The sequence below is a fragment of the Devosia sp. SD17-2 genome, assembly GCF_029201565.1.
In the GTDB taxonomy this organism is placed as follows: Bacteria; Pseudomonadota; Alphaproteobacteria; order Rhizobiales; family Devosiaceae; genus Devosia.
In genome coordinates this window covers 1619194-1635547 of record NZ_CP104002.1, presented here as the reverse complement: position 1 = coordinate 1635547, position 16354 = coordinate 1619194, and the positions used below count along the sequence as shown (strand labels likewise).

14 protein-coding genes are annotated in these 16354 nt (G+C 63.0%); 1 reads left to right on the top strand and 13 read right to left on the bottom strand.

What is annotated here, in order from left to right:
- Positions 1-195 precede the first annotated feature (195 nt).
- Positions 196-327, bottom strand: a complete 132-nt coding sequence (locus NYQ88_RS07950; RefSeq protein ID WP_275654403.1) for a hypothetical protein — start codon at positions 325-327, stop codon at positions 196-198.
- 117 nt (positions 328-444) lie between these two features.
- The gene (locus tag NYQ88_RS07945; protein WP_275654402.1) at positions 445-579 is read right to left on the bottom strand and encodes a hypothetical protein; all 135 of its coding nucleotides are present in this window, start codon (positions 577-579) and stop codon (positions 445-447) included.
- A 110-nt stretch (positions 580-689) separates the two neighbouring features.
- Here NYQ88_RS07945 and NYQ88_RS07940 point away from each other — a divergent pair, with 110 nt between their 5' ends.
- The gene (locus tag NYQ88_RS07940) at positions 690-2507 is read left to right on the top strand and encodes an aminopeptidase P family protein (protein ID WP_275654401.1); all 1818 of its coding nucleotides are present in this window, start codon (positions 690-692) and stop codon (positions 2505-2507) included.
- Between the two features lie 50 nt (positions 2508-2557).
- On the opposite strand, the gene NYQ88_RS07935 is transcribed toward NYQ88_RS07940, so the two are convergent.
- The 11 genes from NYQ88_RS07935 to NYQ88_RS07885 all read right to left on the bottom strand — a co-directional run bounded on the left by NYQ88_RS07935 (position 2558) and on the right by NYQ88_RS07885 (position 16348).
- Positions 2558-3025, bottom strand: a complete 468-nt coding sequence (locus NYQ88_RS07935) for a DUF3828 domain-containing protein (RefSeq protein WP_275654400.1) — start codon at positions 3023-3025, stop codon at positions 2558-2560.
- A gap of 27 nt (positions 3026-3052) precedes the next feature.
- The gene (locus tag NYQ88_RS07930) at positions 3053-4327 is read right to left on the bottom strand and encodes a hypothetical protein (RefSeq protein WP_275654399.1); all 1275 of its coding nucleotides are present in this window, start codon (positions 4325-4327) and stop codon (positions 3053-3055) included.
- 19 nt (positions 4328-4346) lie between these two features.
- Positions 4347-6512 (bottom strand): NAD-dependent DNA ligase LigA, encoded by a 2166-nt coding sequence (ligA, locus tag NYQ88_RS07925; protein ID WP_275654873.1) that lies wholly within the window; start codon positions 6510-6512, stop codon positions 4347-4349.
- Positions 6513-6650: 138 nt separating this feature from the next.
- Positions 6651-8321: a DNA repair protein RecN gene (gene recN, locus NYQ88_RS07920; RefSeq protein ID WP_275654398.1), complete on the bottom strand. Its 1671-nt coding sequence runs from the start codon at positions 8319-8321 to the stop codon at positions 6651-6653.
- 141 nt (positions 8322-8462) lie between these two features.
- On the bottom strand, positions 8463-9137 hold the full coding sequence (locus NYQ88_RS07915; RefSeq protein WP_275654397.1) for a class I SAM-dependent methyltransferase: 675 nt from the start codon (positions 9135-9137) through the stop codon (positions 8463-8465).
- Between the two features lie 123 nt (positions 9138-9260).
- Complete coding sequence (locus tag NYQ88_RS07910; protein WP_275654396.1) at positions 9261-10106, bottom strand: outer membrane protein assembly factor BamD; 846 nt, start codon at positions 10104-10106, stop codon at positions 9261-9263.
- Positions 10107-10197: 91 nt separating this feature from the next.
- Entirely contained in the window at positions 10198-11154 is a 957-nt protein-coding gene (gene lpxC / locus NYQ88_RS07905; protein WP_275654395.1) for a UDP-3-O-acyl-N-acetylglucosamine deacetylase, read from the bottom strand.
- 112 nt (positions 11155-11266) lie between these two features.
- Positions 11267-12955, bottom strand: coding sequence for a cell division protein FtsZ (ftsZ, locus tag NYQ88_RS07900; RefSeq protein ID WP_275654394.1), 1689 nt, complete (start codon positions 12953-12955; stop codon positions 11267-11269).
- 293 nt (positions 12956-13248) lie between these two features.
- Positions 13249-14562 (bottom strand): cell division protein FtsA, encoded by a 1314-nt coding sequence (ftsA, locus tag NYQ88_RS07895; RefSeq protein ID WP_275654393.1) that lies wholly within the window; start codon positions 14560-14562, stop codon positions 13249-13251.
- The gene (locus tag NYQ88_RS07890) at positions 14559-15440 is read right to left on the bottom strand and encodes an FtsQ-type POTRA domain-containing protein (RefSeq protein ID WP_275654392.1); all 882 of its coding nucleotides are present in this window, start codon (positions 15438-15440) and stop codon (positions 14559-14561) included. Before NYQ88_RS07890 ends, ftsA begins: the two co-directional genes overlap by 4 nt.
- A complete protein-coding gene (locus tag NYQ88_RS07885) occupies positions 15428-16348 on the bottom strand; it encodes a D-alanine--D-alanine ligase (RefSeq protein WP_275654391.1) in 921 nt (306 codons plus the stop codon). The genes NYQ88_RS07890 and NYQ88_RS07885 overlap by 13 nt, the downstream gene beginning before the upstream one ends.
- Positions 16349-16354 lie beyond the last annotated feature (6 nt).

Genomic DNA, 16354 nt, shown 5'->3' with positions numbered 1-16354 from the left:
AATCTATTCACCGTGGCATGGATCACCCGGATAAACCGGGTGACGACGGCGACGGTGGACTTGGCGCGATGTGGCTATGCGGGTGCAGTCGCAGAACCGCGCGCAAAGCCCCCAAAATACAAAAGCCCGAAAAAAGCAAAATCCCCGAAGCGGGCTCCGGGGATCAAATCAGATCGTCAGCGATGCAGGCAGCCGTTACGGGCGCTTGGTGACCGCGCCGATCAGCTGATGCTGCATGCGATAGTTAACCTGGCGTGTGGCTTCGCGACCGCGAGCGTGGATAAGACCACCCAGTGCGTTGCGGAAACCATTCTTGCTCTCAGCCATCTTTTTCTCCATGCGACGGGGGTCTGTTGCCATCCGTCAAAGCCTATGTAGGCTGTTTGCTCTGCGTCCGTTAGGGGTCAAAGAGCAGACCAGCCATGCCGCTTTTGCAGGGCGTGATTAACGCGCCAGCTTGCGGGCGGCTTCGTGCCCGTGATCGCGGTCATACTGAGCCAGATAACGCTGGGCCTGACGCGTGCGACCTTCAACAAGCGAGTTGAGCGCGCGCTGGAAGAAATTGTTTCCCTTGTTCATTTTCCGTCTCCTGATGTCTGCCGATGAGATAGTGTTCTTTTGGCGCGAGGAGTAGCGCCACAACCACAAGCCAGCCATGCCTGCACTGCAGCCCGGCGCCGGAAGATATGATGAGCACACCCAGTTTCGCCCCTGCCCTATTCCAGAGCTTTGAGGAAAAGAGCGACCCCAGCCACGTGGCGCCGCGCCTGGCAGCCCTGCGCCAGGCCATGAAACAGGCCGGCGTCGACGCCTTCCTCATTCCCCGCGCCGATGCCCATCGCGGCGAATCCGTGCCGGCGAGCGAGGCGCGCCTCGCCTATGTCACCGGCTTTACCGGTTCAGCGGGCATGGCGATGGTCACTGCCGACAAGGCCCACCTCTTCATCGACAGCCGCTACACACTGCAGGCCCCGGCGCAGACCGACACCAATCTGGTCGAGGTGCACGAAGTGCCCAGCATGAGTTTTGACCTGAAACCCTATGTGCCCGCTGGGGCCGTGCTGGCCTATGACCCGTGGCTGCATACACCGGGCAGCGTGCGCGACATGGAAACGCAATTGCGGGGCCACGCCAAAATCGTGTCCCATGCCAATCTCGTCGATAGTGTCTGGGAAGACCGCCCTGCTCCGCCCGTCAGCACGATCGAATTTCTGGGCCACAACCGCGCCGGCAAGACCGCCGCGGACAAGATCGCCGAGATCCAGGCCTCGCTGAAGGCCGACGGCGCCGATGCCGCCGTGCTGACCCTGCCTGAGTCCATCTGCTGGCTGTTCAACATGCGCGGGCGCGATGTACCGAACACGCCGTTCGTGCTCGGCTTTGCCACCGTGCCAGCGGAAGGCAGCCCGCTGCTCTATCTCGATCCGGCCAAGATCACGCCGGAGCTGAAAAACGCTCTGTCCGGCATCGCCGATGTGGCAGCCAGCACCGATCTGCCCGGCGCGCTTGAAGCCCTGGGCAAGGACGGCAAATCCGTGCTGGTGGACCCGCACTCCGCGCCCATGGCCGTCGCCGATACGCTCACCAAGGCGGGAGCAAGACTGGTCGACAAGCGCGACCCGGTGCTGCTGCCAAAATCGCGCAAAAATGACGCTGAACTGGCCGGCATGCGCGAGGCGCACAAGCTCGACGGCGTGGCCCTGGCAAAATTCCTCCACTGGTTCGATAGCGAAGCGCCAAAGGGACAGCTGACCGAAATCGGCATTGTCACCGCACTGGAGGCGTTCCGCCGCGAGGAAGAGAGCTGCATCGACGCAAGCTTCGACACTATTTCCGGCGCCGGCCCCAACGGGGCGATCGTCCATTACCGCGTGACCACCAAGACCGACCGCACACTCAAGGCCGGGGAAATCATGCTGGTCGACAGCGGCGCGCAATATCTTTCGGGCACCACCGACATCACCCGCACCCTGTCCACCGGCTCGGCCACGGCCGAGCAGAAGGACCGCTATACGCGCGTCCTCAAGGGCATGATCGCCATTTCAATGGCGCGTTTCCCGCGGGGCACCAGCGGCGCGCAGATCGACGTGTTGGCGCGCCAGTTCCTCTGGGCCGATGGCGTCACCTATAATCACGGCACCGGCCATGGCGTCGGCGCCTTCCTCGGCGTGCATGAGGGGCCGATCGGCATCTCCAGCCGCTATCCGCTGCCGCTGGAAGTGGGCAATGTCATTTCCAATGAACCCGGATACTACAAGGCCGGCGAGTACGGCATCCGCATCGAGAACCTGATCGTGGTGCAGGAGTGCGCTGGATATCCCGGCTATCTCGACTTCGAGACCATCACCCTGGCCCCCATTGATACACGGCTGATCGCGCTTGAGCTGCTGACCGCAGCCGAGCGGGACTGGCTCAACGCATTCCATGCGCGTGTGTGGACGGAGATTGGTCCGCTGGTGAGCGGCGACGTCAAAGCTTGGCTCGAACAGGCGACCAAGGCCATTTGAGGCTTATCGAAGAAAATCTCCCTCGGGCTGGCCCGAGGGAGACTGCATAATCAGGGCTCGACGCCCAGAGTTTCGAGGAAAATCTCGCTCAGGCGATATTCCCGACCCGGCGAGATCGAGGTGACATCATCGATGCGCCAGCCATTGTCCTCGAACACCAGATCGTAGATCAGCTCGGTCGGCTCGCCGAAATTGGTGAAGTAGACCTCGGCCGTCGCCACATCCCCCTCGACCTCGGTAGCGACGATCTCGAAGTCGGCGATGTCGAAATCCTGCCCGTTGATATAGGGATCAAAGCCCAGCGCGCCCATTTCGCCGATGGGTGTATTGGCCTCATCCTGCTCGTAGAGCTCCTGCAGGAACGCCGAGCGGAAGATGGATTCATCCTCGGCGAAGGCGCCGGTGAAATAGGGCTCGTAAAAGGTCTCGAGCAATGCTTCGGGACTATCAAACTCCTGCGCGGCGGCGGAGGCCACCAACGCGGCGGCAAATCCGAAGGCGAGTACCAGACGACGCATAATTTCGCTCCTCAAGCGAGAACCCGATCAGTTAAACCAGAGCACGAAATTGGGCCAGGCGTCACCAAAGACGCGATTGCCTTCGGCAAAGCTCTGCGCATCGGCCACCGGACCATCGGCAAGGAACGGCACTGCCCCCTGACCGGTGAAGATAATGACGAGATCGGTTCTTGTGGCCGTCTCGAAAAACGCCTTGAGATCAAAGCCCTGGCTGAAGCGCCAATGCGGCAGCAGCAATTCGCCCTCGAGAATGGTGTCGAGCGTGTCGAGCGTCGCCATCCAGGCGGAAACCACGTCCTCGGTCACTTCATGCCCGGGGAAGATGGAGGTCTGCGCCGGCGACGGCACGAGCTCGCGCTCATCGTCTGTCTCGGCGAGGATGGCGTCCCAATTGCGGCGTGAGAGAGCAGTGATTTCGAGCAGGCGGCCGCGCACGCCGCTGAGACGCTCGGCGTCGACCACTGGGAAAGAGAGGGTGTGAATGGCGGCGATGATGTCGGCGATCGCCGCATCGCTTTCCGGATCCATCATCAGCGTGCCGCCGCGCGAATAATCCTGCATCGGCAGGCCGGAGGCGGGGAAGACGCGATGGAGATAGGCGTCATAAAAGCCCGAAAAATCATGGGCGAGAAGGAAATCGAGCGGTGCGCCGGCGATCTGGCTATAGCCCGCGAACCAGAAGGCATCGGCGCGGTCGAAGCCCACGCTCGTGTCCAGTTCGGCCACCTTGGTCTTGGTCTTTTCCGACATCTCGCCGTCAAAATTGTCCATGAACACGCCGGCTGAAGTCAGTAGCGTGCCCAGGGTTTCGTCGGCACCGGCTTCGCCATCGCCGTCAAAGTCTATGCGGACCTTCAGCGGGTCGATGCGGACCATGAAGTCGCCGCTTTCGCCGGCGCGGATGAAGGCGGCGCGGGTGGTGTCGAGATCGGCGAGGAAATCCTCGAGCATCTGGCGCAGCTTGTCATAGCTGAGCGGCTCGGGGGCGCTGTTGGCCGGCTCGACGATTTCGCCGCCCATGCCGAGTCCCAGCAGCATGGCAGCCGCAGGCATGGAGGGAGTTGAGGCGCCGTAGCGATAGAGATCCTCGGCAAGGCCCTCATAGGCAAGGACGAGGGAATACATCGCCTCGGCAAAGCAGGCTTCGCTGTCTCCGGCCTCGCAGGCGCTTACCGCGCTGGAGAGGCCCTCGGCCGAGGTCCCCGCATAAAGGTGCTGCACCAGAGCGTCGCCTGCTTCCCCCGCGACAGCCACACCTGGCAGCATCGCCGCCGCCAGGGCCAAGCCCAGCACTCTAACCATAAAACCTCCCGGTGCGGCCCTAGCGGCCGACGCGTTCAAACCATTCGTCTTCGCTGATGACTTCGACGCCGTGTTGCTCGGCAGTCTTCAGCTTGGAACCGGCGCCGGGCCCCGCGACCAGAATGTCGGTCTTTGCCGACACCGATCCGGCAACCTTGGCGCCAAGCCGTTCGGCCATAGCCTTGGCTTCGGATCGTGTCATTTTTTCGAGCGCCCCGGTGAACACCACAGTCTTTCCCGCAACCACGCTGTCGGCAGAAATGGTGACGACATAGGGCTTTGGCTTGACCTCGACGAGCAGATCATCGAGCGCCTGCACGTTCCGCTCATTGGCAAAGAACGCCATGATGGACGAGCGCACGGTTTCGCCGATGCCGCCGATTTGCGGGAAGACGGAGTGCCCGTCTTCATGCTGGGCAGCAGCCAGAGCGACCGCGCGGAAGTTTTCGATCGAGCCGAATTCCTTAGCGAGGAGCGCGCCGGTGGTTTCCCCGACATGGCGGATGCCCAGCGCATAGATGAAGCGATCGAGCTCCGGCTCGCGCCGCGCATCAATGGCGTCGAAGAGCTTTTTGACCGAGGTGGCGCCAAATCCTTCGACATCCTTGAGCTTTTTCATCGACCGCTCATCGCGGGCGCGCAGGGTAAAAATGTCGGCCGGACGGACGATGCGCCCCTCGGCATAGAACTGGGTGACCTGCTTGTCGCCCAGCCCATCGATATCCATGGCGTCGCGGGCGACGAAATGTTTCAGATTCTCGACGGCCTGCGCGGGGCAGATCAGTTCGCCGGTGCAGCGGCGCACCGAGTCCAGCTTGCCGGTCTTTTCATTGAGCTCGCGCACGGCCTCGGAGCCGCAGGCGGGGCAGATATGGGGGAAGACATAGGGCTGAGCGTCTGCCGGGCGCTTGTCGAGCACCACGTCAACGATCTGCGGGATTACGTCCCCTGCCCGCTGCACGATGACCGTGTCGCCCACGCGCAGATCAACGCCATTGCGGATCGGCTCGCCATTATTGCCGATGCCCTTGATATAGTCCTCATTGTGGAGCGTGGCGTTCTCGACCACGACGCCGCCGACCGTCACCGGCTGGAGCCGGGCAACGGGGGTCAGCGCGCCGGTGCGGCCGACCTGGATGTCGATGCCGGTGAGGATGGTGGTCGCCTGCTCGGCCGGGAACTTATGGGCAATGGCCCAGCGCGGGGCGCGGGCAACAAAGCCCCAGCGGGCCTGAAGATCCAGCCGGTCGAGCTTATAAACCACCCCGTCGATGTCGTAGCCCAACGTCGCGCGCTGGGTCTCGATCATGCGGTAGTGGGCGAGCAGTTCGTCGGCGCTCTCGGTGCGGATCATCAGCGGATTGGTGACAAAGCCCCAGTCCCCAAATTTCTGGACGATCTCATGCTGGGTGGCAGCCGGCGGCTGCGGATTGCCCTCGGCATCCTCGGCAATGCCCCAGGCATAGGCGAAGAAATTGAGATTGCGGCTGGCGGTAATTTCCGGGTTCTTCTGGCGCAGCGAGCCGGCAGCGGTATTGCGCGGATTGACGTAATCCTGCCCGCCGAACTTGGCCGAATGATCCTTGAGCCGCTTGAACTCGGCATGGGTCATGTAGACTTCGCCGCGGATTTCGATGACCGCCGGCCAGCCCGAGCCTTTGAGACGGTGCGGAATATCGCCAATGGTCTTGAGGTTTTCGGTGATGTCCTCACCGACCGAGCCGTCGCCGCGCGTCGCGCCTTTGACGAAAACGCCGTTCTCGTAGCGCAGCGAGGCGGAGAGCCCGTCGATCTTGGGCTCGGCTGTGAACTCAAGCTTGAAGTCTGGATCGCGCAGCGTGTCGGCCATGAAGAATTTCTTGGCCCGCGCGACGAAATCGGTGACGTCCTCATCCGAGAAGGCGTTCGAGAGGCTGAGCATGGGCACGCCATGGCGCACCTTGGCAAAGCCCTCGACCGGGGCAGCGCCAACCGCGCCTGAGGGGCTGTCGGTGCGGACGAGTTCGGGGAAAGCCTCCTCGAGGGCAGCATTGCGCTGGCGCAGCGCATCATAGTCGGCGTCGGTGATCTCCGGCGCGTCGTTCTGGTGATAGGCGATGTCCGCCGCGGCAATCGCCTTGGCAAGCGCGGCAAGCTCGGCGCGCGCTTCGTCTTCGCTCAGCTGATCGACGGGCTTCTGGGAAATATCGGACATATCAAGCTCACTCGGCATCGCAGGGCGCGAACACACTACCAGAGTCATTCCCGCTGATGCGGGGTGCTCCGTTTCAAATCTTGCATCGCCAACAGAAGTTTCCGCTTTCGCGGGAATGATGACGCTTCGCTATCCCACAGCGCTGAGCAATTTCTTGGCAGCAGCGCGCGCTTCGGAGGTGATCTCGGCGCCGGCGAGCATGCGGGCGACCTCTTCCTGACGAGCGGCCTTGTCAAGCGGACGGACATGGGTGCGCATGAAGGCGCCTTCGTCCACCATCTGCTTTTCGATGAGGAGATGCCGATTGGCCCGCGCCGCAACCTGGGGCGCATGGGTGACAGTGAGCACCTGCACGGTCTTGGCAAGCCGCGCCAGACGCCGGCCGATGGCATCGGCGACTGCGCCGCCAACACCGGTATCGATTTCGTCAAAGATCAGCACGGGTGCCGAGCCGCGATCGGCGAGCACCACTTTCAGCGCCAGGAGGAAGCGGCTGAGTTCGCCTCCCGAGGCGACCTTGAGCAGCGGGCCGGCGGCCGTGCCCGGATTGGTCTGCACATGAAAGGCGATCTGGTCAAAGCCGGTTGCGGCGACGCGCTCGGTGTCGTGCTGATGGTCGACGATAAAGCGCGCGGCGCCCAGCTTGAGATCGGGCAGCTCCGCTTCGACAGCCTGGCTGAGAGCGCGGGCGGCACTGGCGCGGGCGGCGGTGAGCGCGCTGGCGACTTCGCGATAGCGGGCGCGGGCCGCCGCCTCCTGGGCTTCCAGAGCTTTCAGGCGGCTCTCCCCGCTCTGCAGCGTATCGAGATCGCTCTGGTATTTTTGGAGCACTTCGGCGAGGCCATCGCAGGTCGTCTGGTGCTTTCGCGCGGCGGCGCGGAGGGCAAAGAGGCGCTCTTCCACGGACTCCAGTTCACCGGGATCATAGGCCATGTCGCGCTTGAGGTCCTCGAGCGCGTCATTGGCGGTGTCGAGGGCGGCCAGCGTGGTGTCCAGTGCCTCGATGATCGGGTGATAGATCGAATTCTCGCCATCCGCCTTGCGCAGCATGCGGCGCATCAAGCCAGCCAGCGCCGGCGCAGGTGCGGAAGGACCATTGAGAATTTCGTCAATCTCGACGAGATCAGCAGCGCCCTTTTCGGCCTGCTGCAATTGCTGGCGGCGCGTGGCGAGTTCCTCTTCCTCGCCGGCCTGCGGCTTGAGCTTTTCCAGCTCCTCGACCGTGTGGCGGGCATAGTCCTCGGCGGCAAGGGCCTCGTCCACCCTGGCCTGCTGCTCCTTCACCGCCTGTTGGATTTCCGCCAGATCGGCCCAGGCGGAACGAACCTCCTCGGCCTGCCCGGTCAGCTCGCCAAAGGCATCGAGGGCGGCGCGGTGCGTGGCGACATCGACGAGGGCGCGATCATCATGCTGGCCGTGGATTTCAACGATCTGGCTGCCGATGCGCTGCAGGAGGGAGGCAGAGACTGGCTGGTCGTTGATGAAGGCGCGGGTGCGGCCATCGGCGAACTGCACGCGGCGCAGGATAACGTCTTCATCGTCGGGAATGGCATTGTCGCGCAGGGCAGCGCGGGCCGGATGGCTGGCGGGCAATTGCAGAACCGCGACCACCTGACCACTGTCCTGCCCCTGACGCACGAGCGAAGCATCGCCGCGGCCGCCCAGGGCGAGGGTCAGGGCATCGAGGAGAATGGACTTGCCGGCACCGGTCTCACCGGTGAGCACGGTCATGCCGCTATCAAGGGCCAGGTCGAGCTGGTCGATGAGCACGATATTGCGGACCGAAAGCGCGTTCAGCATGAGGGTCTATCCAGAACCTATCCGGGCCTTGCCTCATAGCATTGGCGCATCACCCCTGCGTCTGCGGCAATTCACTTTCGCACAGTTTGCGAACAGATTTGCATGATAACCGAACAGAACAAAATGGCAACTGGGTGGCAATCATTCGGCGTAGGCTATCCACCCCCGAAAACTGAGCCCGGCATAGAAGAGGCTGACGCCGGCAAATCCGGCCTCGAGGAGATGGGCTTCTTCCTCTTCGGGGGAAAGGATCGTCAGGCGACTGGCGATCGCGTCGCGAGACTGTTGCATCTGAGCGGGATCCGTTCCCGGATTGGCATAGGCCACATGGCGCGCTATCCAGCTCGACCGCTCCGGCTCGGCCTGAGAAAAACTGATATGGGCGAGGATGAGGGGTGCGCCAGGCTTGAGGCGCTTCCTGATCTGACGCAGCGTTTCGAGCCGCTGCTCAACCGGAATGAAATGGAAGGTGAGGATGGCACTTGCCGCATCGAACGGCCCGCCCGAGGCGTCGGTGATAAAGCCCTGACGAAGGTCGATGCGGCCCATGTGATTGGCCGCGATGGTGCGGGCCAGCGCCAGCATGTCGGCCGAGGGGTCGACGCCCTCGAAGCGCCAGCCCGGCCGAGCGTCGGCGAAGGCATTGAGTTCGAGCCCACCCCCTGCCCCGAGCACGAGGATCTTTCCAGCATCGGAAACGCGCTCGCTGATCAACTGGATGGCCATGCGATGGAGATCAGCGAAACCCGGCACCTGCCGCGCCGGTCGGCTGGCATATTCGTGCTCCGCCGCGCCATCGAAGGAGTTCTGGCTCATCGCTCCATCCTGCACTTATGAAACTTCAGTCGTTACAGAAGTTGCCGGTCAAGACAATGGCGCAGGCTCTCAGAAAACAAAAAGGGCCCCGGAGGGCCCAATTCGCAAATTCTCTGTCGCGGATCAGCGGCGGAAGCCGGCGAGCCAGCTGCCCGAATTGAGGTTCGGGGCGAGGCCCTGCTTGCCGAGGACGTCGAAGGCGCGCTTGTACCAGTCGCTGGCCGGATAGTTGTGGCCGAGGACCGCGGCTGCCGACATGGCTTCATTGGTGAGGCCGAGCAGCAGGTAGGTTTCGGTGAGGCGATAGAGGGCTTCCTCGATATGGGTCGAGGTCTGCCACTTCTCCACCACTTCGCGGAAGCGGTTCATAGCTGCCGAATACTGGCCATTGCCGAGGTAGTAGCGGCCGACCGACATTTCCTTGCCGGCGAGCTGGTCATAGGCGACGAGCAGCTTTTCCTTGGCGTCCGCGGCATATTCCGAGCGCGGATAGTTCGACACCAGCAGATTATAGGTGTCGATCGCATCGCGCGACAGCTGCTGGTCGCGGGTGATGTCCTTGATCTGACCGAAGTAGGACGTGCCCTTGAGGTAGAGAACGTAGGGAACGTCCTTGCTGTTGGGGTAGATGGCGAGGAAGCGGTCAGCGGCCAGGATCGCCTGATCGAACTTGCCGATGCGGTAATGGGCATAGACCTGCATCAGCTTGCTCTTTTCCGTCATCGGATCGCGCGGATGCTGGCGCTCAAGCTGCTCGAGCTTCTTGATGGCGGTCTGGTAGTATTGGCGATCCATGTCATCGAGCGCACCCTGATAGAGGGTGGCGGCCGGAATGACTGGCTCTTCCTTGATCTTGGGAGGACCGAAGAGACCCCCGCCCGCACAGGCAGCAAGGGTCACGGCCATGAGGCCGACGGCAGCGAGCCGAGTGGCACGGCTGGAAATCTGGCTTACAACGTCGAGCTTCACGAACTGCCCCGTTCTTCAAACAACCGCAACTGGTTGCGGCGTAGTTAGCAAATGGATCAAAACTGTGGCGCGACTGGCGGTCTGGACCGGCTCAGCGCACCGACCGCAGATAGGGACGGACGCCGAGATCTTCCGGCAGATCGTCATACGCGCCAATTTCCAGCGGAAGATCCTCCGCATTGACTATCTCATAATTGGCTTCGCTCGAAAAGAGACCGGCGAGAACATGTGCGTTGAGCGCGTGACCACCCTTGTAGGAGCGGAAACGACCCCAGATCGGCAGGCCGCCGAGCGACAGATCACCAATGGCGTCGAGCAGCTTGTGGCGGACGAATTCGTCCTCGAAGCGCAGGCCGCCCGGATTGAGGATGCGGTCCTCATCGACAGTGATGGAATTGTCGAGGCTGGAGCCAAGGGCATAACCGGCCTGGCGCAGGATCTTGGCGTCGCGGGCAAAACCGAAGGTGCGCGCGCGGGACACATCTTCGAGATACCGGCGCGGCGTCCAGTCAAAGATCATCCGCTGGCGGCCGATGACGCGGGAATCAAAATCGATCTCGAGGTCGAAGGCGCGCCCATTATAGGGCTCGAGCGCGGCAAAGGCGTCGTTGTTGCGCACGGTGACGGCGCGCATGACCTTGAGGAACTTGCGCTGGGCAGGCTGCACTTCGAGGCCGGCGCCGATAATCGCCGTCGAGAACGGATGCGCGCTGCCGTCAAGAATCGGGCACTCGGGCCCGTCGAGCGTAATCAGCGCATTATCGACACCCATGCCGGAAAGCGCCGAGACGACGTGTTCGACGGTCGCCACGCTGACGCTGTCGCCCAGGTCGAGCGTGGTACAAAGCGTGGTGCGGCTGACGCGCGAAAAATGCACGGCGACAGGCTGCGTGACCCGGCCTTCGCCCATGTCGCGACGGATGAGAAAACCGCTGTCGACAGGCGCCGGGCCGAGGCTCAGCGTCACCGGCGCAGCGGTATGGACCCCATAGCCCGAAAATGACACTTCGCCGGCAAGAGTGCGCTGGCGCGTGGATAGTTTGATCATACTCTTCTTACTCCACCCCAGGGCCCTCGGGTTTGGCGCAACAACTAGCGAAAAAAAACTCGGCGCGGAAGCCGCGCCGAGTAAGCTTTTACAGAACTCTGTTGCTCAAGCCTTAACCATGCTTGCGCAGGAAGGCCGGGATCTCGAGGTGCTCCTTCTGGGGAGCAGCTGCCGGGGCGCGGCCCTGGCTGTCGAGATTGCCGCGGGCGCCTTCGGTGGCGGGCGGAACGCGGGAAGTCCTTGCGCCGCCTGCCTCAATGGCGCTGCGGGCTGCGGCGTCATCGGTGACCACGGGCGCCGGCTCGCGGCGCGGCTCAGCCTGAGCCTGTGCCTGGGGCTGACCGAGATTGAGGCCGACATTGGAAGCCAGACGCTTGAACAGGGCGCGCGCATTGCGCGGCTCACCGTCGTGACGTTCCTCGGCGACCTGTGTCTGGCGTGCAACAACCGGAAGCTCTTCGGTGCGCGGCATGCGGCGGTATCCATCCGGACGGGCAGCATGGGACGGCACGTAGACGCTGGGAATCGGCTGCTCTTCGACCATCGGCTCTTCTTCCGGCTCCTGCATCATTTCAGCAGCGGGAACATAGGGCTCGACGACAATGCCGTCATCTTCCTGGTGGGAAACGGCATAGGAGTGGTGCGGACGTTCGACGGCAAAGGCTTCGGCAACGGCAGCTTCAACCTGCTGGCCGATCTCCTCGATTTCCATGGCCGGAGCGGCGATCTGGGGTGCAGGCGCGGCCGAACGGGTCGGCTCGACCGGCACGTGGCGACGCACGGACAGCGGAGTGCGCGAAGCATGCGGCTTGGCGGGCTCCATGGCCTGGACCATGGCAGCATCGGTACCGGTAGCAACGACGGAGACGCGGATCGTGCCGGTGAGGTCCGGATCGTAGGTCGCGCCGAGAATGATATTGCAGTCCACGTCCACTTCTTCGCGGATGCGGCTGGCCGCTTCGTCGACTTCGTAAAGGGTCAGGTCCGGACCGCCGGTGATGGAGATCAGGAGGCCACGTGCACCCTGCATCGACACATCGTCGAGCAGCGGGTTGGCAATGGCAGCCTCGGCAGCGTGGCGGGCACGATCTTCGCCCGAAGCCTCGCCGGTACCCATCATCGCCTTGCCCATGCCGCGCATGACGGCACGCACGTCGGCGAAGTCGAGGTTGATCAGGCCTTCCTTGACCATCAGATCGGTGATGCAGGCAACACCGGAGAACAGCACCTGGTCAGCCATCGCGAAAGCGTCGGCAAAGGTGGTCTTCTCGTTGGCAACGCGGAAGAGGTTCTGGTTCGGGATGACGATCAGCGTATCGACATGGCGATGCAGCTCATCAATACCGTCATCGGCCAGACGCGTACGACGATTGCCTTCGAAGTTGAACGGCTTGGTGACGACACCAACGGTCAGGATGCCCTGCTCGCGCGCAGCCCGGGCCACCACGGGCGCCGCGCCAGTGCCGGTACCACCACCCATGCCGCAGGTGATGAAAACCATGTGCGAACCGGAGAGGTGATCGTTGATCTCGTCCCAGCTTTCCTCGGCTGCCGCGCGACCCACTTCCGGGTGCGAACCAGCGCCAAGGCCTTCGGTAACGCCAACGCCCAGCTGAATGATTCGCTGTGCCTTCGACAGGGCCAGTGCCTGCGCGTCGGTATTGGCAACCACGAAATCGACGCCGCTGAGTCCCGATTCGATCATGTTGTTGACGGCGTTGCCGCCACCACCGCCAACACCGAACACGGTGATGCGGGGCTTCAGTTCCTGGATATCGGGGATAGTGAGATTGATGGTCATGGATGGCCCCATAGGTGGCGTGGTTGGTAAAGATTTACCCCCCAATTCGTTAACCAGACCCTAACAATTGTCCCAAAGACGTTAACTCTCGCGCAAAATGCGAGACCAGACGGTTACGGTTTCACCTCGTGTTAACTGAGAGTTAGCGCGGAGAAGCCGTTTTCGGGGCAGTCGAAAAGGTAAAAACGTGATCGAGCGGTTACCCGTACACCGTACGGGCTCCGTCAGAGACACCGCTGGCGCGTTTTAGCCAGCGGGCAGAAAATCAGGTTTCGCCCCGAGGGACGACCGACTCAGAAGCTCGAGCGCAGCCAGTTGCCCACGCGGGCAAAATAGCCGTCCGTGCCGGTCAGGCGACGGGTGTTGCGCGGCTCGGCATATTCCTGCGCACAGACCTGCGGATAGATGAGCATGCCTGCGACCGTGGAGAAGGCAGCGCCCTTGGCGATCTCGGGCAGGCCGGCGATGCCCATGGGGCGACCGTTGCGGACGTTGCGAGCCAGCGTGCGGCGCGCCACTTCGGGCAGGCCGGTCAATTCACTGGCGCCACCGGTGAGCACGAAACGGCGTCCGCAGACGTCCATCATGCCGGTCGCCTGCATGCGGTCGCGGATGGCTGTGAGAATCTCTTCAATGCGCGGCCGCATGATGCGGGTGAGCACCGAGCGGGCCACCTGCCCCGGCGCTTCGTCGAGCGCGGAGCCGACCGGCTGGATCGGGATCATGTCGCGCTCGTCTGCCTGGCCGGGCAGCACTGAACCGTAGAGTGCCTTGAGGCGCTCGGCATCGGCGACACTGACCGAGAGCTGGCGGGCAATATCGAGGGTCAGGTGGTGTCCGCCAATGGCGATGGCGTCGGCATAGACGAGGTGCCCGTCATTGAAGACCGAAACCGTAGTGGTGGCGCCGCCAAAGTCGATACAGGCCACACCGAGCTGGGCTTCGTCATCGACGAGGCTGGCAAGGCCGGAGGCATAGGGAGTGGCCACGAGGGCTTCGATCTGCAGATGGCAGCGGTGCAGCACAAGTTCGAGATTGCGCATCGCCAGCGTCTCGGCGGAGATCACGGCAACGTCGACGCCGAGCTTTTCCCCGACCATGCCATTGGGGTCGCGAATGCCCCTCTGGCCATCCAGCGCGTAACCGATCGGCATCGCATGAATAATGGATCGCTCGGGACGCACCGAGCGCGAATTGACCGCCTTCAGCACGCGGTAAATGTCAGATTTCTCGACTTCCTGACCATCGAGCGAGACGGCGGCAGAGAAGGTTTCCGAGCCGAGGCGGCCGGCTGTGACATTGACGACGACACTCTCGAGCGTCAGCCCGGCGGCGCGCTCGGCCATGCCCACGACGGTACGGATGGCGTGTTCGGCCTTCTCGATATCGGTGACGACGCCGCTCTTCACACCCGAGGACGGCCCATAGCCGAAGCCGATGACCTCGGCCTGGTGCGTGCGGCCGCGCAGGGACTTGCCCTCGGCGCGCGGAACGAGACGCGCAATGACGCAGCAGATCTTGGTCGATCCGATATCCAGCACCGCCACCAGGGTGGTCTTGCCCGGCTGGACGGGGCGGAGCCGCGATGTCATTGCGTCGGTCATCATGATTTTTCAGTGTCTTCGTTTACGGCCGGACGCACCGCCACGACGCTCTCCACCCGCAGGTCGATCACGGTGATGTCTCGGTCAAGCAATTGATACTGGGCCTGGTAATTGGTCAGCTTGCGCAGCGCCTGTGCCACGCCGTGCTCGGGCAACTGGATGCGCAGCCCCGTGGCATAGATCATGTCCCACCGCCGATCGGCGATCCGCGACAGCGCGATCAGGTCTTTCTGCAGCTCGGGAAAATTGCCGAGCGCACGGATCATCACCAGCGCGTCGTCCGCCGCGCCGTCGCCAATGACCAGTGGCAGGTCGCCATAGGCGCCACCGTCTTCACCGATCTGCTCGCCCTGCCCGTCGATCACAAAGGTGATGCCATCGACACGCCAGCGCGCGACCGGGGTCTTTTCGGAGATCATCACCTCGACATCGCCGGGGTAGGTTTTCCGAACATTGACGTTGCTGACGGCTGGCAACTGGGCAAGACGCTGGCGCGCCGCCTCGACGTCAAAGGCGAGGGTCGACATATCCGGCTGGATGCCGAGGGCGTCAAAGATCGCCTGCTCGGACGTCAGGGTCTGGCCGCTGATGGAGATCTGACCAATGGCAAGGCCCGCTTCGGCGAAGCCGCCCTGGGCGATTGTCACCGCACCGGCAAGCAGATTGCCGATCGGTTCGCGGATCTGGAAGAGGCCCGCAGCCGCAGCCACGGCAAGGCCGATGACCACGCCACGACGAACGGCCCGGCCATGAAGCACGCGCAGGCGTGTCAGCCCGCTGGTAACCCGCACGAGGCGCGAGCGGCGAACGGGAACAGGCAGTGCGCGCGGATCTATTGGCTGCGCTCCAGCGAGAAAAACCTCGCTTTTTACCTGTTGCAACTCGCGTCCTCCACCATCCAGGAGACCAGCTCTTCAAAACTGTGGCCCACATGCGCAGCTTGCTCGGGCGCCAGCGAAGTGGGCGTCATGCCCGGCTGGGTATTAATCTCGAGACAAACCAGTTCGCCGTCTTCACCCGCCGCGTCATTGTAGCGAAAGTCGGTTCGCGTAATGCCCCGGCAGCCGAGAGCTGCATGTGCAGCAAGGCTCAGTTTTTGCACTTTGTCGTAAATTTTAGGTTTAATATCTGCCGGCAGGATGTGACGTGATCCACCTTCGGCGTATTTCGCCTCATAATTGTAGAAGTTGAGATCGGTGACGATCTCGGTCACGGGCAGAGCCACGTCACCCATGACCGCGCAGGTGAGCTCGCGGCCCGGAATATAGCGCTCCACCATCAGCTCTTCGCCGCCGGTCCAATCCTCGCCAAGGATTTCCTGCGGCGGATGGGACTGGTCAGCCTTGACGATAATGACGCCAAAGCTCGAGCCATCGGCGATGGGCTTGACCACGTAAGGGGGCGGCATGATGTGGGCGCGACCGACTTCACCGCGCGTGGCAATCACATGGTCGGTCACCGGGATGCCGGCAGCCTTGAACATGATTTTTGCCTGGTGCTTGTCCATGGCCAGGGCCGACGCCAACACGCCCGAATGGGTATAGGGGATGCGCAGGAATTCCAGCACGCCCTGGATGGTGCCATCCTCGCCGAACGGACCGTGCAGCGCGTTGAACGCGACATCGGGCGCGATCTCGCGCAGGCGCTCGGCGACGTCATAGCCGACATCGAGTTCGGTGACGCGATAGCCGGCGCGGCGCAGCGCTTCGGCGCAGCCTTTGCCGGTGCTGAGGGAGACGGGGCGTTCGTTGGAAAGCCCGCCCATGAGGACGGCGACGTGCTTAGTCATGGCGCG

Coding starts and splice junctions, on each gene's coding strand:
- NYQ88_RS07945 (WP_275654402.1), bottom strand. CDS start 579: ATGAACAAGGGAAACAATTTCTTCCAGCGCGCGCTCAACTCGCTTGTT.
- NYQ88_RS07940 (WP_275654401.1), top strand. CDS start 690: ATGAGCACACCCAGTTTCGCCCCTGCCCTATTCCAGAGCTTTGAGGAA.
- NYQ88_RS07935 (WP_275654400.1), bottom strand. CDS start 3,025: ATGCGTCGTCTGGTACTCGCCTTCGGATTTGCCGCCGCGTTGGTGGCC.
- NYQ88_RS07950 (WP_275654403.1), bottom strand. CDS start 327: ATGGCTGAGAGCAAGAATGGTTTCCGCAACGCACTGGGTGGTCTTATC.
- NYQ88_RS07930 (WP_275654399.1), bottom strand. CDS start 4,327: ATGGTTAGAGTGCTGGGCTTGGCCCTGGCGGCGGCGATGCTGCCAGGT.
- lpxC (WP_275654395.1), bottom strand. CDS start 11,154: ATGATCAAACTATCCACGCGCCAGCGCACTCTTGCCGGCGAAGTGTCA.
- NYQ88_RS07885 (WP_275654391.1), bottom strand. CDS start 16,348: ATGACTAAGCACGTCGCCGTCCTCATGGGCGGGCTTTCCAACGAACGC.
- ftsZ (WP_275654394.1), bottom strand. CDS start 12,955: ATGACCATCAATCTCACTATCCCCGATATCCAGGAACTGAAGCCCCGC.
- ftsA (WP_275654393.1), bottom strand. CDS start 14,562: ATGATGACCGACGCAATGACATCGCGGCTCCGCCCCGTCCAGCCGGGC.
- recN (WP_275654398.1), bottom strand. CDS start 8,321: ATGCTGAACGCGCTTTCGGTCCGCAATATCGTGCTCATCGACCAGCTC.
- NYQ88_RS07915 (WP_275654397.1), bottom strand. CDS start 9,137: ATGAGCCAGAACTCCTTCGATGGCGCGGCGGAGCACGAATATGCCAGC.